Origin of the sequence: Mesorhizobium sp. Root552 (assembly GCF_001427285.1) — a bacterium.
GTDB lineage: Bacteria > Pseudomonadota > Alphaproteobacteria > Rhizobiales > Rhizobiaceae > Mesorhizobium.
This window is the reverse complement of the sequence record NZ_LMFV01000020.1, coordinates 26,662-46,060: the sequence shown is the minus strand read 5'-3', so window position 1 is coordinate 46,060 and position 19,399 is coordinate 26,662. Positions and strand designations below refer to the sequence as shown.

General features: G+C 58.0%; 11 protein-coding genes, 2 tRNA genes and 1 pseudogene. 6 read left to right on the top strand and 8 right to left on the bottom strand.

Going from position 1 to position 19,399, the window contains the following annotated elements; all coding sequences use genetic code 11:
* Positions 1–82: 82 nt before the first annotated feature.
* The 4 genes from ASD50_RS10585 to ASD50_RS10570 all read right to left on the bottom strand — a co-directional run bounded on the left by ASD50_RS10585 (position 83) and on the right by ASD50_RS10570 (position 6,511).
* Entirely contained in the window at positions 83–415 is a 333-nt protein-coding gene (locus ASD50_RS10585) for a hypothetical protein (protein WP_056240285.1), read from the bottom strand.
* 337 nt (positions 416–752) lie between these two features.
* Positions 753–2,450 carry a S8 family peptidase gene (locus ASD50_RS10580; RefSeq protein WP_162252005.1) on the bottom strand — a complete coding sequence of 566 codons (1,698 nt, stop codon included), beginning with the start codon at positions 2,448–2,450 and terminating at the stop codon, positions 753–755.
* Positions 2,451–3,183: 733 nt separating this feature from the next.
* The gene (locus ASD50_RS10575; protein WP_056240278.1) at positions 3,184–4,254 is read right to left on the bottom strand and encodes an AAA family ATPase; all 1,071 of its coding nucleotides are present in this window, start codon (positions 4,252–4,254) and stop codon (positions 3,184–3,186) included.
* Between the two features lie 562 nt (positions 4,255–4,816).
* Complete coding sequence (locus ASD50_RS10570; RefSeq protein WP_156465019.1) at positions 4,817–6,511, bottom strand: hypothetical protein; 1,695 nt, start codon at positions 6,509–6,511, stop codon at positions 4,817–4,819.
* Positions 6,512–6,762: 251 nt separating this feature from the next.
* Between ASD50_RS10570 and ASD50_RS24255 the strand changes: the two are divergent.
* A pseudogene (locus ASD50_RS24255) lies at positions 6,763–7,592 on the top strand (IS5 family transposase).
* A gap of 215 nt (positions 7,593–7,807) precedes the next feature.
* Here the strand turns inward: ASD50_RS24255 and ASD50_RS10555 are convergent.
* Both ASD50_RS10555 and ASD50_RS10550 read right to left on the bottom strand, forming a co-directional pair.
* The gene (locus ASD50_RS10555; protein WP_056240267.1) at positions 7,808–12,763 is read right to left on the bottom strand and encodes a DEAD/DEAH box helicase; all 4,956 of its coding nucleotides are present in this window, start codon (positions 12,761–12,763) and stop codon (positions 7,808–7,810) included.
* A gap of 1,104 nt (positions 12,764–13,867) precedes the next feature.
* Positions 13,868–13,942 (bottom strand) — tRNA-Asn (locus ASD50_RS10550).
* A gap of 193 nt (positions 13,943–14,135) precedes the next feature.
* Here ASD50_RS10550 and ASD50_RS10545 point away from each other — a divergent pair.
* A complete protein-coding gene (locus tag ASD50_RS10545) occupies positions 14,136–14,402 on the top strand; it encodes a hypothetical protein (RefSeq protein ID WP_056240261.1) in 267 nt (88 codons plus the stop codon).
* A 69-nt stretch (positions 14,403–14,471) separates the two neighbouring features.
* Here ASD50_RS10545 and ASD50_RS10540 read toward each other — a convergent pair whose 3' ends face one another.
* Positions 14,472–14,708 carry a DUF378 domain-containing protein gene (locus ASD50_RS10540; RefSeq protein ID WP_056240258.1) on the bottom strand — a complete coding sequence of 79 codons (237 nt, stop codon included), beginning with the start codon at positions 14,706–14,708 and terminating at the stop codon, positions 14,472–14,474.
* 253 nt (positions 14,709–14,961) lie between these two features.
* Between ASD50_RS10540 and ASD50_RS10535 the strand changes: the two genes are divergently transcribed.
* The 4 genes from ASD50_RS10535 to ASD50_RS10520 all read left to right on the top strand — a co-directional run bounded on the left by ASD50_RS10535 (position 14,962) and on the right by ASD50_RS10520 (position 18,439).
* Positions 14,962–15,035 (top strand) — tRNA-Cys (locus ASD50_RS10535).
* A gap of 87 nt (positions 15,036–15,122) precedes the next feature.
* The gene (locus ASD50_RS10530; protein ID WP_056240254.1) at positions 15,123–15,791 is read left to right on the top strand and encodes a protein-L-isoaspartate O-methyltransferase family protein; all 669 of its coding nucleotides are present in this window, start codon (positions 15,123–15,125) and stop codon (positions 15,789–15,791) included.
* A 175-nt stretch (positions 15,792–15,966) separates the two neighbouring features.
* Positions 15,967–17,346 carry a TolC family outer membrane protein gene (locus tag ASD50_RS10525; RefSeq protein WP_056240252.1) on the top strand — a complete coding sequence of 460 codons (1,380 nt, stop codon included), beginning with the start codon at positions 15,967–15,969 and terminating at the stop codon, positions 17,344–17,346.
* A gap of 283 nt (positions 17,347–17,629) precedes the next feature.
* Positions 17,630–18,439, top strand: coding sequence for a PopZ family protein (locus tag ASD50_RS10520; protein WP_056240249.1), 810 nt, complete (start codon positions 17,630–17,632; stop codon positions 18,437–18,439).
* Positions 18,440–18,555: 116 nt separating this feature from the next.
* Here the strand turns inward: ASD50_RS10520 and ASD50_RS10515 are convergent, their stop codons facing one another.
* Positions 18,556–19,365 carry a DUF72 domain-containing protein gene (locus tag ASD50_RS10515; RefSeq protein ID WP_056240245.1) on the bottom strand — a complete coding sequence of 270 codons (810 nt, stop codon included), beginning with the start codon at positions 19,363–19,365 and terminating at the stop codon, positions 18,556–18,558.
* Between the last annotated feature and the right edge of the window lie 34 nt (positions 19,366–19,399).

Here is a 19,399-nt window from a genome sequence, read left to right as displayed (position 1 = left end):
GTCGCCGAAAGCTCTGTCGTCATCTATCCGTCCTCTCAAAAGAGAGGGGGTCAGTTCTTCCTTTCGTCCGGGGGGCAATTTCTCATTTCGCCTGACAGGCCAGCCACGGGTTACTTTTCCAGTTGTCGCGCAGCCGGTTCATGGCCCGGCGAGCCTCATGGGCGGCAAATTCGGCCGGTGTGATCTTGCCCCGCCTCATGTCGTCCAACTGACGGTTCCGGACAGCACGCGCCGCGTGCGGACCGCAATGTTTGATGCACCGCCTGGACCCGGCCAAGGGCTTGCCCTGGCACGCCCCACCGGTCCGGGTCCGTGCCCCGCAGACGACTTCGAGCGGACCGCCGCGCCGATGGAGCACGTTCGCCGCCCGGAAATTGGCTTCCTGTTCGTCGCTGTAAAATCCGCCACTTGCCATCGTCCGCCCCTGTCGTCTCAATCTCACATGGGAGGAAAATATACCTAGGTATGTTCAAAATTCAAATACGACTGCCACCGGCATTAGCGTATGCGAACGCTGTTCAGCGGTCGTCCACGAGCTAGGTCGCTGGACGGCGGCTGCCCCCTGTCGAATGGCTGGCCCACACGCGGGGCCTGGACAAAACTGATTGCTTGCATTGGAGAATAGGCCGCTCAGAGATGGTTTCTCTGCCCTTCAGGCCGCTCGTCCGATCGGTTGAGTTGCGCCAGCAGCGACCATCATAAGGTGGTACCACTACTCCCGCTTTTCTGTCGCATAAGAACGCCAGAGTGTCTCAAGTTTGGGCAGCGACTCGCACCCGAGGCTTGACGACAATGTTTGCGTGAACCTCTTGGTAGATCGTCGCCGCACCGGGCATCTCCAGTGTTACTGCGAGGCCAAAGGGAATTGGCTCATCGATAGGTGTCCCTTGATCACGCTCGCGCTGGATTTGCAGCGGGAACGTAGCGCCGGGAGCGAAGTTCCCAATTCGCGAATCCAACCATCTCCGATGAACGATGGTGCCGCTTTCGGATTGGCTATTTGAAGGCTGCTGCGGACTAGTTCTTACGCCGAGAGCTTCGATAGCAGGGTCTTGTAGCGAGGCAATTTTCAGCTTCACTGCGCGGTAGGCCAGATGCCCCGGCCGGATCGGCGTGAACCAAGCAAGCGTTACCCGAACCTCCCTTTGGTTCGCGCTTGCCCCAATCGCCGCAGGCAGAGGAACGTCAAATGTGACCGACGATTCCGGTCCGAGAGTACCAGTGGCCCAGAGGGTTGCGCGATCGGCCGCGCACGCTACCGCATCCTCGGGGTCGACAAAACCGTAGCCGAGATATCGGCAAACTTCTCTCCGCCAATGCTCGTGGTGCAAGTCGAGATCTGGATCAACAATTGGTCGAATGAAGCCGTCAGAACCACGCCATGACGCGGAATGAACGAGCAGTGCTTTCAGTAAGGCGGCTCGCTCGGCCTGCGGCATCGGACCAATCAGTTCCGGGTATGCATCTTCAAGTGCGTCGAAAATGCGGTGCGCCGAATGTGTCGCCAACGCCGTAGCGGCACTTGTACCAACAGTGAAATGCAGGCCTACTGCACCATTTTCGGGGTGAGCAGCGACCTTCAACCCCCAAAATCGTGTTGGATGGGGGTGAGGTACAATGACAGGCGGAGCCGCAACCGGATCGAGACGAACCCTCTGCCGACCACCTGCCAGGAGGACTTCAGGTTTCGTGGAGCGCCGCACGCCGAGACCGAGACGCGAAGACAGATTTGGCATTTGCACATTTGCATATGCTGGAAATGGGCTGGCACCACCGAACACTTCCTGAGATGAATCACGATGCCAAGAGCCGATTGTTAGGGCGTTCACGCTATCAGCCGGCGCAAGCACTCTGCGATCAGCTTTGACCGCATCTAGCCCCTGAAAAATCGCCTTCTCCCTGTCATCGGCTGTAGCTGAATGGAACGCGCCTTGGTCTGGAAACCCGCCAAGCTCCACCCCATCATTGATGTTACCGGCACTGACGAGAAACAGGATTCCATAAGTATACGCGAGAAAATCTAGAGCACGAGCCCAGGTAGAAATCTTGCCGCCAAATGGTTTTGTCCGATCGCCGAGTGAAAGGTTGACCACAACCACGTTCATTCCGCCATTCCGACGCATTCGCATGACGGCCTCGACGATCACGTCAATGACGAGTTTCCCACTGTCGAAAATCTCGTCTCCCAAGGCTGGAGCAAACATCACGGGCCGGAAGTACACGCGTCGGCTGATCGGCGAGGCAGGGTCATTCAAATCGCCATGAACAGTGAGCGAGGCCATAGCGGTGCCATGGACACGAGGTCCGACCGCCTGCGCTTCAAGATTGTCAGGATCGTCTACGGCGAGATGACCGGCCAGTAGCGGATGCGTCTGCACGGGCACGGCGTCAAATACCGCCGCTATCGGGTCGTCATTGATTGGGACCGCGCGAGCGATGTCGTCAGGCACCCTGTCGCCCGCCTCTATTGGCGTTCCCACGCTCTGCGGCACTATCGACACGACAGGATCTGCTCCGGCGAGAGACGCTGGGTCCAAATTAACTATTCGCCGCACCTCAGCTGCGGACACGTCTACGAGCAGAGCGTGATAGGCGAACTCGGTTCGCCGCGACCGGTGGACTACTTGGCCGCCGGATTCAGTTATTCGGCCAGTTACGTCCGCCTCGGCAGCCATAGCGGCGGCATTGCTGTGACGGAACACTAACTCGACTTCAATTCGGACGAGTTCGTTATCCGGCGCACCGTCAACGATGCTTTCCAAGTACGCGCGATTGAACGTGGTAACGCGATCAGCTGGTCCCCAAGGCCGAACCATACGTAGCTGGAGAAACAGGTCTCGCCACGGCGTATAGTTCCGTGGAACGGAGCCGTTGTCCCGCCACCGCGACCAAAGAGAGACAATCTCCCTTAGCGCAGCAAGTTGCGGCACGAGCAGGTAGAACTCGGGTGCTTCATCAAGCGCATCCGCTGCAAGCTCTTCTTCCCCAGCGAACTCTAACCCCGGTATTCTCGCTACCGCTTTTGCGAAGTTCGCAACGGACCCAGTGACTTCAAAGACCAGAAGCCGTTCCGGAGCGAGGGAATTCGGGTCGGCACGTAGCTGGAGCGAGGCGTTTGGGCTACCCAAGACATTATGGAGATTGTGAAACACCGGCCCGTGGGTTTGGACTTGTGTAGTCCGATCAAGCCTGCGGGGAGCGGCTCCTCCGCCTCCTGAGCGCCGCCTTGGAGCCGGTTTTGGATCGTTTAGTCGCAGTAGCGGTTTGGTCGGATCGTGCGGCATCGGCTTCTAAAGGTCTTACTCGCGTTGCCCAAAGACTGATCTGCTCTTGCAGAACATCTTTCAATCTACGATTTGCGAGCGAAAGTATATGTTGCCGGCGCACCGCCTGACAAAATTCCAGAGCTTCGGCAAAACTTATGTCCCCAAGTTTGTCGGCCAAGACCCTGGCAGTTATACCCGTCGGCTCGGGCCAAGCGTCAAATTGCCGATCGATCAAGACCGCGAGTGAATCCCGCGAGGGCTGCGGCATTGATAAGCGAAGTTGGAAGCGACGCCACACGGCACGATCCAGAAGCTCCGAATGGTTTGTGGCCGCTACGGTGACGACGTAGCTCGGAAGCTGGTCGATCTGCATAAGCAAAAACGACACGACGCGCTTGATTTCGCCGGTCTCATGGCTGTCTCCGCGCTCTTTACCGATCGAATCAAATTCGTCAAAAAATAGAACACATGGCACGGTGCGTGCGTAGTCGAATAGCCGAGCGAGGCGAGTATTGGTCTCGCCAAGGTAGGAGCCGACCAACGTATCATACCGAACGGTGAAGAATTGGACCGCAAGTGCTTCGGCCATGCCTTCCGCGATAGAGGTCTTTCCGTTGCCGGGGGGGCCTGAAAGCAGGACGCGATGGCGTGGCTGCATGCCATGCGATCGAAGCAAATCTGCCCGGTGCTGCTCTTCAACAAGTTGCTTGACCTGCTGGTTCACCGGTAAGGGCAGGATCAAATCGTCCAACCGTTGGCGCGGCGTAGACTCAAGAATGGTGTCTTTGCCGGCTTGGGCAGACGGGTGAGCCATTGTCGGCGGCGTCACCGTGACAGCGTTCAGCGCACGCTGGAGCCGATCAGCCAATATGTGATGATTCTTGCCGCGCTCTTCCGCGACGATAGCCTCCACGGACGAGCGCAGCGCAGCCCGGTCGCCGGATGCACCGGCGCGAACAATCGACAAAAGAAGGTCGCTACGAGCCACGGCGGTTCACTTTTTGACACGAGCCTTTCTGACTACAAATGATTAACATTTTGGTTGCTCGCTTAACAGCATACGTTTTGACGCTACTGCCAATCCGCACAACAAAAGCGCTATTCGATCCTGGAACGCGGCTATGGAAAAGCGGCCGTTCCGCTCCCGTGCTAGGTCAGCCATAGCGAGCGCCTTCGCATCTCCTCGAAGGCAGCCATTCACTCGGCGACACCGTAGGTCGAGGTGGCGCTACAAGCGGACTATTGACTATTAGATGAAGTAGGCCGGCGTTGTACTTTGCCACCCAGAAAAAGATCGGTGGATCACGACTGAGCGAGCAAGTTGCGAGCCACTTGTTTGCTCGGGCTGCTTGCGGAGAATCTGGGCGCGGCTCTGTCGGAATGCGGAATATGCGCCTTATTTGTCTGTAGGGATTCCACTTCGATCCGGCGTGGGCGGGGTAGCCCTGCACATGCTGGTGCAGATGGAATGCCGATGGCCGTCTGAAAAATGGGGGGCCAAGTACGGCACGCAGCGGGATGGATTAAGCGCGTCTAATTGATATTGGTAGTCAGTGATCCATAATCATCGCAACGTCGTCCGGCGTAATCTGGGCGTCATTGGCTGGGCGGTGACTCAACTTGGTTCTCATGATCTCATATCGAATGCCGATTTCGGCAACGATCTGGTCGATATCTGATAGTTCGTCTTCCACCCGCGCCCGGCTGATGATCGTAGAAACGGATGATCGGTAATATTCCGCAAGGTTGAGTATGAGGGACTCCAGATAGGAGGGCATTCGGCCGGCGTGGACGAGCTGGTTTCTCGCCCTGTAAATCCGATTAATCTGCCAATTTACGCGGTTGAAGTGATCCGTGATCGTGCGATGGACACATTTCACGTCCCGATAGTCCCGATGAAGTTTCCAGACCCGATGCAGGGCGAGGGGGCTTTCAGCCAGTACACCGCAAAGCTTTGTCCGAAGAGGCGCGTACTCCGGCAGGAACATCAACTCGGCGAACGCCTTCGCCGCGGGAAGGGTTTTACTTGAGCCGGTTTCCCAAACCAGCCTCCGGAAGCGGCTGCGGTAAGTCACCAGCAACTCGTCGTACACCGCCGTCACTTGCCTCCTGGTGTGGCGGAGCGCAATGCAGGGCACGATAAGTGAGGCATAGTGGACAATCCGAGGGTCGTCCCTCGGTTCACTGAGCAGAACCTCGATCGCTGACCAGAAGGAGATGAGTTGGTTCTCGGGATTGACAGAGGTCCGTGCAAGAGCGGCTGTGTTGATCGAACTAAGCAGTCGCTCGGTAGATGGTTCGTCAAACCGGGTGGCAATGCTTCTGGCGTAGTTTCTTATGCTCCGCAGCCTGTTGCCCGAACTTGGCACCTTTCGGGGCGAGATGTTTACAAGAAAATCGCCCCTGGTTACGGTCGAACCCGATTTCGCCCGGGCGCGAGCCACGTGCATGGTTTCGCCCCACTCGGAGCGCATCCCATGAGGATCAAGGTAAGCAATCGCACGCTGCGAGCTTAGCATTTGGAACACCTCGGTCATGGCCCCATGAGGGTCAAACTGCTCGGAGATGCATTCGAGGGCCATGGAAAGGCCGGCGGCGTTCGTATTTGAGGAAAGGGAAGCCGCCTGGTCGGCGGTAAGAAAAGACATATCCCTGACGGTGAAACCCAATCCCTTGAGATATTGGGCGAGATCACGGGTTACCGCCGCATGTACTACGAATTTTTTAGCTCTGCCATCGAACTCCCTGAAAAACTTGGAGAGAGTGGCTGATCGTGCTCGCTGTATCGGATGAGCGAAAAAGTAGGACTGAACCAGCTCGAATATAAACCTTCGCTGATAGCCAAGATTTATGATGTGGCTGCAATAGAAGCCGACAAGCTTCCTAAGCTCGGTTCTGCGCTTTGGATCACCGAAAACCTTAAGGATAAGTTCCTCAAGCCGCTCCTTGTATCTAGGAACGACAAGTTTCTGGATCAACTTGATGCGGGATGCGAAGTCACCCATCCGGACGCTGTTCGGCTGCCGCAGGATAAGCAGAAGGGCCTCGATCTCATCTGCCGCAAGGAGCTTTGCTGCCTCGTCCTTCGAGAACGACCAGGCCAGTTCGTTGTAGATTGGCGTCAGGGTGGCAGGCGGTATGCGACCCCGCTTTACCTCATCGACAAGCTCCAGAGCTTCACCGAGTCTTGCGATCGTATCGAGGGAGTAGACCCGGAAACTCTCGAAGGTGTTCAGTGTCAGCATTTCGCTCATTTGCTGAGCGAACATCAGTATTCCCCGACTACCGTCAGTATCGGGCCAAGCAAATTTTGGCGGGCGCACCGATTCTCCCCCTGCGGTGGTAGCCCAAGCTAGAACTGTGTCAGAATACCCGCAAGTCATTATGAGCCGGAAAACGATGAAGGCAAAGCGCCCGTGTCATAAAGCTCACCTAGGAGATAGCCGTAAGTAACCCACGCGTCGGTCTCTTCGCCGCTAGCGTTCGTGGACAAAGGTTGACTGCGGAATCTGGTTTTGATGGCTTCCCTTTGGAGGCAGCCTTGGGCGAACGGATTGGATTGACGGACGGGGAATGGGCGCTGATCGGTCCGCTTCTGCCTGCTGAACGAGGGCGCGGATGCCGTCCTGCTCAGGACAATCGAAGGTATTTCGAGGGCATGATGTGGATGGCGCGCACCGGAGCGCAATGGCGACACCTGCCGGATGAATACGGCAAATGGAACAGCGTCTTCCGCCGTTACCGGCGCTGGGTCGAGACCGGTGTGTTCGAGGCCATGCTCGAAACGCTGGCCGAACTGGTCGAGCGGGATCGAAGCGCCGACATGATCGATAGCACCGTTGTCCGGGCACATCATTGTGCGGTCGGCATAAAAAGGGGACTCAGGAGACCGAGGCGCTTGGCCGATCGCGCGGCGGCTTCACCACCAAACTCCATGCCCGGTGCGATGCAAAAGGCCGCCCGCTCGGCTTCGTGCTGACGCCCGGACAAACGCACGATACCCAAGGCTTTGCGCCATTGTTCCGGATGATTTCCGACCGGATCGAGGCCTTCCTTGCCGACAAGGGCTATGACGCCGACGCCATTCGCGAAGAGATCGCCAGCGCTGACGTCGTGGCCATCATCCCCTCAAAAAGCAACCGGCGTGAGCCCATCCCTTATGACAAAGCCAAGTACAAATGGCGTAATCAAATCGAGCGCCTCTTCAACAAGCTCAAGAACTGGCGGCGCGTTGCGACCCGATACGACAAGACCAAGGAATCGTATCTCGGTTTCGTCGCCATCGCTGCAGTCAAACTATGGATACCCTTTGTCCACGAGCGCTAGTTCTCGGAACCCCGGCTTGGTGCGGGGTGCCGGTCAGGATGCATAGCCGACTACCTTCGTTCGGACATTCCACCCCAGCACCGAGCATTGAAAAGCCCGCCACCCAACGTGCTCCAGAATGTCCCGCTATGGGTCATGACGTCTACGACAAAGGGGCGCGAACCTTCGAGAGAAGGGGTTGGAATAGGAATTCCGCAAACGTCAGATTTTCACCATTAGGATGCTATATCGAGCGTCGGCAGCGACCGCACGATTTTCATGGTTTCGAGACTGACGGTAATGACGCGCTGGAACAGTTCGAGTGGATAGGCAGGGTTGCCGACCGTCTCAATGGCGTAGCGGTTGGCGTCATTGACGATGCCGCTGGCCTTGTCGGACTTTACGCACTGGCGTTCCATCACCCATTCGAGCGCGGGCTTGCCGTTTACCACATAGTCGTAGGCTTCCAGCGGAATGCCGGTCATGGTGATGTTGGCGTTGTAGATCACGGTCGATTTGTCGAGGTTTGGGCGCTTGCCGGCGAACTTCATCTGCTCAACCCGGTAGAAGCGTTCCGGGTCGGCAATGTTTGCAAGTCGCAGGTCGCCCTCGGCAATTGTGACGGGATAGGGTTCGACCTGCTCATAATCGCAATGCAGGTCGCCCAGCTTGTGGCCCGCCGCGACAAAGGCCCTGAAGTCAGATGCCGTTCTTACCGCAGGGATGCGCGGCAACTGCTTGGACAGGTTGTCAGCGAAGCGAGCGCGATAGTCCTCCGAGTGCAGCAAGCCATAGACGTAATAGAACAGATCATCCTTGGTGATAGCTTCGCCTGGATAGGCGGCTTGGAAATGCGCCAGTCCTTCATCGGTGATGGCATCGCGTTGGCCGCTCTGTACGATTGACGCGGCAGCAAATAGGCCGCCTTGGGCAGTGTAGCCCGTCGGTTCTATGTAACCATCGTAAAGGTAACGGGGAAAGCACTGCTCCCCGCCATCCGGAGTAAATGCCGGGACTTTGTTCGACATAAGGGCGAGGCAGCCATCACGCCACTTTGCCTTGACCATTATTACCCGATTAACCGCTTCAGTGCTCGGGAATATGCGCGGCATCTGATAGACCATTTCGTTAAAGGTGCGGCTGAAGTAGAGCCATTGCCCTGTGAAAGGACGATACAAGCTCGGCGTCAGACAACCCTCGTCAAAGTCAAAGTTCTTTCCTTTGACCAAATCGCCTTTGAGCGCCCGCGTCCAACTGATCTTGCTGGGGTCGGTATTAATGAACCCGTCCACGGCGGAATCGCGTGCCTTACGGTCTTCATAGGGGTGGGCGGCGTTGAAGCGGTCCAATTCGCTGTTATAAACACCGATCATCGCACCCATGTTTTCCGCCACCACCTTTCGGCTCGGGTTGTAGGCCCAAGCGTCCCGTGCAGTCAGAACCCCTTGTGAGAAATTATCAAACAGTTTTGCGTCGTCGCCCTTCTTGTCGCCCAAGGTCAGAAACGCTTCAAAGCTACCGTCGCGCTGGTTGAGCCAGTCGCCATGTTCGTCCGGCGTAACCGCCTGCCACCCTCCGACCTTGTTGATGCCGCCGATGCTGCCGAAGCGCGACACAATGGCCAGCTTTCCTTCGCGGGTTAGGTAGTCGCCAATATCGTGGAAGCGGATTTGTCCTTGCTTGGCGGCGTTCGGGTTCTTCAGCAGCAAGGTGATGGCAACTGGCGTGCGGCTGCCTTGCCCGAATACATTGTCCTTCTCTTTGCGACGCTGTTCACCGGACGTGCGCGCATTGCCCCGCAGGTGGAAGACATGAATGCTGGCGAACTCGTTGGCAAGGCACTTGCGCAAGCCGTCAGCGGTATTGGCGTCTAGCCAGCCAGCATTGGAGACATAGGCGACCACCCCTGCATCGCCTATGCGGTCACTCGCCCAGCGAATGGCCCGAATATAACTGTCATAAAGTCCCTTCGCCAGTGTCGCCTTGGATTGCTTCGTGTAAGTTTCGCGGATGCGGCTATCCAGCTTGGGGTAACTCAGATTGTCCGCGTTATCGTTCTCGCTCTTTTGCCCCACGGAATAAGGCGGGTTGCCGACAATGACTCGAATATCCAGTTCCTTCTGCCGGGAGCGGCGCGTACTGTTGTCGGCCATCAGGTCACTGATGAGGTCTTTATCCTGCTCGTAAAGCTGGAATGTGTCGGTGAGACAAATGCCCTCGAACGGCACATAGTCGCCGCCGGCAACGCCGTGATAAGCGGCTTCTATGTTGATGGCGGCGATGTAGTAGGCCAGCAGTACAATCTCGTTGGCGTGGATTTCATGCCGGTATTTGTGTTCCAACTCGTCCGGCTTGATCAGTCCGGATTGCAGCAGGCGAGTTATAAAAGTGCCGGTGCCGGTGAACGGGTCCAGGATGTGGACGCCCTTGCTGCCCAACGTCTGCCGGAACTCGGATTGCAAGACCTCGTTGACCGAATGGATGATGAAGTCCACGACCTCGACGGGCGTATAGACGATGCCCAGCCGGTCGGTCATTTTCGGGAAGGCGTTGCGGAAGAACTTGTCGTAAAGTTCGACAATGATTTTCTGCTTGGCGTCGGCCTTGTCGATATCGGCGGCGCGGCGCTTCACGCTTTCATAGAATTTTTGCAGGCTTTCGGCTTCCTTCGCCAGATTGTGCTCGTGCAACTTTGCCAGAACGGTCTGCATGGCCTTCGACACGGGGTTGTGCTGGGCAAAGCTGTAGCCTTCGAACAACGCCTCAAACACCGGGCGGGTGATGATGTGCTGTGCCAACATTTCGATGGCTTCGCCCTCGCTGATGCTGTCGTTCAAATCGTCCCGGACTTCGGCCAGGAACGCCTCGAACGCCGTCCGCTCTGACGTGCCGGGCTTTTCCACCAGCGCGGTGATGCGGGTGATGTGGGTTTGGGCGATCTTGGCAATGTCGGTCGCCCAATCCTCCCAGTAGTCGCGCCGACCGCACTTCTTGACGATCTTGGCCATGATGGCCTTGGAGAACTCGTCAAAGACAAAGGAGCCTTGGGCCGGCCCGGTGGGTTTGGTGTCGCCCGGTTCGCGCTCGTCATCCTCGCCGGCGGCGCTGCCGTGGCCGATGCCGGGACCGCCAGTCTTGCTGTCATTTCTGGTCGGCAGCTTGTTGCTGACGGCAATGACCTCGATGTGGTCGGACACGTCCACGCCAAGGTCAACCTTGTTGATCATGGCGTCGAAGCGCTCGTCGTGGGAGCGCAGCGCGTTCAAGATTTGCCAGACGACCCGATAGCGTTCGTTGTCGTTCAGCGCTTCTTCCGGCGTCATACCTGCCGGTACGCCAATCGGCAGGATGACATAGCCCATGTTCTTGCCGGGGGCGCGGCGCATGACGCGGCCGACCGACTGCACCACGTCGATCTGCGACTTGCGCGGGTGCATGAACAAGATGGCGTCCAGCGCCGGCACGTCCACGCCTTCCGACAGGCAGCGGGCATTGGTGAGAATACGGCAAGCATGGTTGCCGTGGTCCTCCTTCAACCAATCCAGCAGGCGGGTCCGCGCCTTGGCGTTGAAGGTGCCGTCCACATGCTCAATCTCGCATTCGAGCGGCTTGGCGTTGCCCTCGGCTTGCTTGCCCTCATCGGACGCCAGATATTCCGAGACGACCGCAGCAAATTCTTCCTCAATCAGTTCGGACGTGGCGATATCCCGGCAGAAGGCCAGCGCCCGCTTCATGGGCTGCGGATCGGTCAGCAACTCATTCTTCAAACCATGCTTGGTCAGCGCCTTGTAGCAGCCGATGATCTTGGTGGCGTCGTCCAGCTTGAGTTCGGACGATCCGTCCGCAAGCCGCTTCTGCACGCCACCGCTGACCATCTGTTCGTCAACGGCCAGCACCAGCACCTTGTAGTCGGTCAAAAGGCCGTTCTCGACCGCCCAGCCGAACCCACGTGCAAACAGCACCTTGCCGTAAAGCGCTTCGTCATCCATCGAGCACAGCACGGCGGATGCCTCGTTGGCCTTGCTCTTGATGGCATCACCGAACACGCGCGGCGTGGCGGTCATGTAGAGGCGCTTCCTGCCCGCGATGAACTGCTGGTTGTGGATTTTGACGAAGTTGCTTTCGTCCTCGCCGTCCAGCGTCGCCCCGGTGGTCCGGTGCGCTTCGTCGCAGATGATGAGGTCAAATTCCCGCAGGCCATGCTTCTGCTGCGCGTCCGATATGACCTGTATCGACTGATAGGTGGAAAACACCACCGTCATGCGGTCGGCTGCCGGCTGGGTAGCCTTCTGCGCCAGCTTGGCGGCATCGGTGGTTGCCGGATAGTCGAGGTCGTGCGTTTCTATCTCGGCAATGTCGTTGTCTGCCTTGCGGCGCTTGCCCACCTGCACGTCGGAACAGACAGCAAAGGCCCGCAACGGGACCACGGCATCAATGGTCCATTCCCGGATGGTCTGGCTCATCAGGGCCAGAGACGGCACCAGGAACAGCACCATCCTGCCGGGTCCGGCCATGTCCTCGGCAATCTTGAGGCCGGTAAAGGTCTTGCCGGTGCCGCAGGCCATGATGAGCTTGCCGCGATCATCTTCCGCCAATCCGGCACGGACAGCAGCCAGCGCATCTTGCTGGTGGGGTCGGATTTGCTTGGCCGCTGCGACTTTGATCTCGTCGCGCAACAAATAGGCCGACCAGTCAATCGGGCTTTCTTCGAGCCGGTCGAGGCCGATGCGCGAAGTCGGCTTCGACTGGTCGTCAAGGGCGGCTTCCGCGTTGGCGCTCCACGGCGCGTCGGTGGTGTCTATAATGAGACGGCGGCCGAACTGGCGCTTGCCGGATGCGGTGAAGAAGCTGTCGATATCGGCTTTCTGGATGCGGTGGCCTTCCCGGTAGAATTTGCACTGGATGGCGCAGACGGCATCTTCGCCGCGAACCTGGGCGACCGCATCAATGCCGGTGTCACGCCCGTCAACGCCGTGACTTGCCGCCCAATCTGAGAACAGCCAGGCATCCTCATATTCCTGCGCCATGCCGGGGTCGTTCTTGATGAAATCGACCGCCAGCCGCTCGAAATAGTTGCCTTTCTCGCGCTCGGTTCTGGCGCTGGCCCGAAACTGTGCCAGCAACTCACGAATGGCGTTGGTCTTCGCCTCGACGCCGGATTGCTGATCCAGCGATCTTGGTTGCTCATTCATGACAGTCCCCCGGCACTTGCAGTTCAGGCAAGGGATATATGGCGAATCATCGCGCTACAGCAGCCGATTGCCCCTCGCTGTCACCGCACCATTGGCCAAAGCAAAAGGCAGTTCAATAGCCAGCAGACCGGCAGTGGATATCATGCGGAAGCAATCAACCGAAGAAACGCCGCCAGCGCCGCCTTCTCTCGTTTGACGAAACGGTCAAAAAGCCCAAAACACCGCCGCTTTGTGCTCGCCGGGGGTGTGACCAACTGCGCGCGTGCCGGGGCAGGCCGGGGGGTGGGGCCTGCTCCGGAGCCGGGTCCACGGACCATCGCGCGGTCCGCGCCCATGCCTTCTCCCGGCGGTCACTGCGAGCCGGCAATCCCCTGCCGGGGCTGGCCCATTGTTGAGAGCGACGCGGTCGGCCATAGTCGCTTGGAGTTGAGACGGTTGATGTGACGGCAGGCCAAACGACAAGCATGACTGACAATCCGGCTTCCGATCCAGACATGCGTGACCTCATGGCCGCCGTGGGCCAAGTGCTGCTATCGTGGGGATATCTGGAAGCAGCCATCCGCGACCGTATCGCGGCAATCAATCCCGAACCCAAATCGTCAACGGCACCCCTGCGGTCACGCTGGCGCGCGGTCGAACCATCTACTCCGGAGTTCGAGGCGCTGTATGCTGAGATAGTGCCCCTTGCCGATATCCGGCATTGCCTCGCGCATTGGCTGTCGTCCGCCCATGCAGACCCAAGGACAGGCAAGGAACCGGAAGTCGTGTGCCGCACACCAACGGGCGACCGCGCCTTTAGGTTCTCTGCCTTGCAAGGCGTCGCGGCGTCGCTTCACCGGGCAGCGTGGTCCGTAAGAGGCTTGGCCCCCGTTCGACGAAAGAAGTCCGCCCGATGATTCGCATCAATTGTGTAATCCGCATCGCCGCGCTAGGGCGGCACTAGCAAATTTGCTTGTTGGTGCCCTCATTTCGACCCCTCCCGTTCTCCGGCGCGGCTAAAATGGGCGACAGGTGAGAAAGGCAAGCAAAGCCCGCTTCCGTACCTATAGCGTACCTAGTCAGGTTTTGTGGATTTACTGGGTTTTGCTAAGCCTTTGAAAAGAATGGCTCCCCGGGCCGGATTCGAACCAGCGACCAACCGGTTAACAGCCGGTTGCTCTACCACTGAGCTACCGGGGAACAGCAGGCTCATGCGAACGGGGCAGCCTATAGCAAACCCCTTTCGGCTTTGCAAAGAAGCAAATTGCATTTTTTTGCGGTTGTTGGCGTGGCCTTTCTCGCAATATCCCATTGCGGCGACCATATTGGCATGCCGGCCACTGCATGTATGCCCTGGAAAGGGATTGCCAAGCTGTGTTTGGAATAGGGTGAGATGGTTTCGCAGGACGAAAATCAGCCAGAGCCAGCAAGGAAAATCTATGTCTTCGGGCATGAGTTCAACATGCCGCGCTCGCGCCGGGCGCGCATCGTCATCGGCGTTGGTTTGATCGTTCTAGGTATTTTCGGGTTCTTGCCCGTGCTGGGGTTCTGGATGGTGCCGCTGGGACTGTTGGTGCTGTCTTACGAATTTGCTACGGTCCGACGTTGGCGCCGAAGATTTGCCGTTTGGTGGGAACGCCGCCGCAGGCCCGGTCGATAAAGGAGCTACCTGCTATTCGGGCCTGTAGAGGAAGCGGCAGGATTGGCCTGCCGCCCCCAAGAGCCGCATTCACTGGTGATGCATGTGCCGTTCGGCGTCGACTTCGCCCATGGTGAAGCTCTGGAAACCGGGCATGAGCTGCCAAATGGCGGCAAGACCGACGACCACATAAGCGACGCGGGCCACTACGGTGCCCGAACCACCAAAGACCGCACCGATGATATCGAAACCCGAAACGCCCATCGCCAGCCAATTCAGGCCGCCAATGATGATGAGAGCTAGGGTGACTAGGTTCATGTAACGCATAGACGCCTCCCTGAGAGTGTTGCCTGTAAAAAAACGGGTGCCGTTTCAAACGGTTCCAGTGGTAACGGTTTTGTGATCGCAGTGATCGACCGAGGCCGCTCGATTCACGCGAACCCGGCGTCGTGCCGGCCTATCGTGTACGCCGGCACTATAATGCGGGCAGGAGAACGAAAGCGCTGGGAATGAGTTTGGAGGCGCTTGACGCCACTTTGCCGCCAACCTATTGAAGCGCCTTGGAACGCCCGAAGAATGAGGCCTCGTGGCGGAGTGGTTACGCAGAGGACTGCAAATCCTTGCACCCCGGTTCGATTCCGGGCGAGGCCTCCAAATTCCGGAATTCCTGCATGTTGCGGGAAGTGGGACGTTTCGGCTTGAGTATGGCGCACACTGCGCGAAGGGCGAGGCGGCTTGGATATGAGCGCTGATTTCACCGAACGTCGCGTGAAGATGATGGACGGGCAGATTCGCACCACCGACGTGACCAGCGCTCCGTTGATCGAAGCATTCCTAGACGTGCCTCGTGAAATTTTTGTCGATCCTGCCGTTCGCGACCTCGCCTATATCGACGAGGATATCCGCATAGCAGCTGGCCCGGATTCGCCGCGCTTTCTGATGGAGCCATCACCCCTTGCCCGGCTGCTGCAATTAGCGGAAGTCGATGAGAATGATTCTGTTCTCGATGTCGGCTGCGGAACCGGCTATTCGGCTGCCATCTTGTCGAGGTTGGCGCGTTCGGTGGTTGCACTGGAAAGTGACCCGGCATTGGCGGCGCGTGCAACTTCCGCGCTGGCAGAAACTGGCTGCAACAATGTCACCGTGGTTACCGGATCACTGCGCGACGGATATGCCGCCAACGCGCAGTATGATGTGATTTTTATCGGCGGCAGCGTGGAAGAGGTTCCTGAAACGCTTCTCAAGCAGCTTGCCGAGGGAGGCCGGCTGGTTGCAGTAGAGGGGCGCGGAAATGCCGGTGTCGCCCGTGTTTTTCTTAAGACCTCTGGTATTGTTACGGGTAGACGTGCATTTAATGCGGCAATTAAGCCACTACCTGGATTCGAACGTATCCGAGTTTTTGAGTTCTGATCGAATTTTTCTTGCAGCAGACGCGATGTCATGCTGGCCTAGGCTAGCAAGTCGTTTCTGAGCCGCTTGGTTTGTGCGGGCGGCGATGTGGGAATGGGGGCGCGGCCGGGATTGCTTTACAAAAGAGCATTCTTGGGCTGCGCGGCTCTGTTGAATAAATGATTGAGGGGTCGACGTGCCGTCCTTTAGCAAGACCATTTTTGCTGCCGTGCTTGTCTCTGCAACCGCGCTTTCGTCATTGTCGGTTTCGGCGGAGACCATCACCGGCGCTTTGTCGAAGGCTTACCAGAACAATTCGCAGTTGAACTCGGCTCGCGCCGGCGTTCGCGTTGTCGATGAGGACGTGGCTATCGCCAAGTCCGGATGGCGCCCGACTGTTGGTGCCTCTGCAAGCATCGACTATACCAATACGCGCCGTGATACCGGCACCTCGCGCCTGACCACCGGCAGCTACGGTGTGCAGATCAACCAGATGCTGTTCGACGGCTTCCAGACCAAGAACAATGTCGCGGCAGCCGAGGCTCGCGTTCGCGCTTCGCAGGAAAGCCTGCGCAATACGGAAGAGAACATCCTTTTCAGCGCCGCCCAAGCCTACATGAACGTGATCCACGACCGGCAGGTCGCGGCTCTGACCCAGCAGAACCTGCAGTTCCTGAACGAACAGGCACGTGCTGCGCGCTCGCGCTTTGATGTTGGCGAGGGCACCCGCACCGACGTCGCGCAGGCCGATGCCGCCCGTTCCGGGGCCGAGGCGCAGGTGAGCGCCGCCCGTGCTCAGGCACTCGCGAGCGCAGCAATCTATCACCAACTGGTTGGCGAAGAGCCTGGCAAACTGAAGGCAGCCGCGCCGCTGGGCAAGCAAATCCCTTCAAGCCTGGATTCGGCAGTATCCGTTGCTTCTGCGGAGCACCCGGCAATCCTTGCCACGGGTCATCTGGTGGATGCAGCTGCCTTCTCGGTCAAGTCCGCGGAAGGTGCGTTGCTTCCGTCCGTGACGGCCTCGGCAGGCATTTCGCAGACACATGTAAGTTCCTCAGGAGCGTCGACACTGTCGACCGGCGAGACCACTTCTGCCAATATCGGCGCTACCTTGAATATCCCGATCTATCAGGGCGGCCGTACGTCGGCGCAGGTACGCAAATCCAAGGAATCCCTCAGCCAGGCCCGCATTGAGGTGGATGTAAGCCGTGACCAGGTTCGTCAGGCTGTTACTGCCGCATGGACATCCTATGCGGCCGCCAAGGAAGGCGTCGTTGCCAACCGTGCCTTGGTCAATGCCGCTCAACTGGCGCTCAACGGTGTGGTCGAGGAACGCAATGTCGGCCAGCGCACCACGCTTGACGTGCTCAACGCGCAGGCTGACGTGATCAGCGCCAAGATCAATCTGGCGGGATCGGAGCGGGACGTGGTGCTGGCAAGCTATGCAATCCTTCAGGCGATGGGACGGTTGTCGGTCGAGCGGCTGGGATTGCAGGTCACGAAGTACCAGCCTCAGGAACATTACGAGGCGGTCAAGGACAAGTGGTTCGGCCTTCGCACGCCTGACGGGCGTTAACTCACTGTAAATATTGGATATTGAACCATGACGGCGACAGATTTTCTGTCGCCGTCATGCGTTATACAAAGTACCATTATGCCCCTGATATCTGGTCGCCGTGGGGCGTTTTGTCCGTCCATGAACTCTCTTCGGGGTGCTTTCAGACGGTAATCTGTTGAAATTCGACCGGGTTCCACATTGGGGATTCTCGGAAGGTCGTTGGTCGGTTACGCTTGCTTCGTGATTCGGACACAGCTGCGGTTGGCTGGCGAAACGGGCACCGGGGGCGGCGGAAGTGACAATGGCTACGGCAAGCAGCGCTCAGCGCGAACCTTCCATGGAAGAAATCCTGGCTTCGATCAGAAGGATCATCGAAGACAGCGATACCGGCCGCAAACCTGATGATGTTGCTGGTGTCGCCCAGGACGTCGAGCCTGCAGCAAAGCGAACGACTGCTGATGTCGAAGCCTTCCGCGCAGAATTGAGAACCGAACCTCAAGTGTCCAAAGCGGAGGTACTGGCCGCAGTAAAACCGGCGGTGCGGCCAGTAGAGCAGGTTGGAGCCGCCTCGCTGACGGAGGGGCGGCGGCCCCACGTTACGTTGGCTGAGGTTGGTGCGCAATTGGCTACCGAGAAACCGGCCTATTTGCCTTCTAACAGTACGTCGTCTCTGGGCGAGGTAGTCGACACAACCGAAAGTCGCGAGGCTGGGATTGCAGACGCAGTTCAGGCTCCTCTGGCTGATGAACAGCCATGGGGCGCCGCTGCCAACAGCAGCTCAAGCGTCCAAGCCGATGTGGCTGTCCCGGTCATCCACAACGAGCCGTTAGAAAATCTGACCTCAAGATTGGCCGAGGTTGATCATCTCGAGCCGGCTGCCGACGCATCTTCTTCGAGGTTGGCGATTGTATCCGAGCAAACCAGCCGACAAGTTGCCGCTGCTTTCGGTGAGTTGTCGGAGGCCTTCGCCACGCGCAGCAAGAAGACGTTTGACGACATGGCCGAGGAAATGCTCAAGCCGATGTTGCAGGATTGGCTCGACAACAATCTTCCGACGCTCGTTGAGAGATTGGTGCGTGAGGAGATCGAACGAGTCGCCCGCGGCGCTTGATCAGGACCAGGTACTTTGGGACCGCCCTTATAAGTGCTTTCGAAGCTTTATTATCAGTTTTTCGTAATTAAAATAATGGGTTGTACCCGCTTTTAGATTCAGTTTGCCAAAGGGTTTCAGGCTTCGGAAACCCGCTTCATTAAAGCTATCGCCCCGAACGGCGCTCGCACCTTGCCCTCGGTGATAAAGTAGACAAACACCTCGCGAGGTTTAACTGGCGCTAAGGTCTTTTGATCCGACTTCGGCAAGTCGTCTGGCTCTTTGCCTTCCGCCCAGATCTTCGCCCGTTTGGCCCATTGATCCAGCCGGTCCGGTTCGTAGCAGTCGGGATTATCGTCCTTGCCGGTCTGCAGTCGGGCATAGACGAAATCGCCAGTGACATCGGCAATCGCCGGATATTTCTCGTGGTCGGCGTAGACAATGGCTACGTTGTATTTACGGACAAGCACAGCAAATTCCGGCACCGCGAAGCTGTCGTGGCGTACCTCGACCGCATGCTTGAGCTTCACGCCATCCTGTTTCTCCGGGAGCGATTTCAGGAAGGCTTCGAAGTCGTCGGGATCGAATTTCTTTGTCGGCGCGAACTGCCAAAGGATCGGTCCCAGCTTCTCACCAAGCGCGGCAACGCCGGAACCCAGGAATCGCATCATGGATTCGCCCGCTTCACCGAGCACGCGGCGATTCGTGACAAACCGGTTGCCCTTGAGCGAGAACACGAAGCCGTCCGGCGATTCACTCGCCCATTTGACGAATGTGGGCTCCTTGAAGGACGAGTAGTAGGTGCCGTTGACCTCGATGGTCGGAACTTGCCGTGAAGCATATTGCAGCTGCTTGGCTTTCGAAAGCTTGTCCGGATAAAACGATGTATCCCAAGGCTCAAAGGTCCAACCACCCATGCCGGCGCGGATTTTTCCAGGGTTAGTCAAGGATCAGTATCCCTCTTGGTCTTGGGCGAAAGAC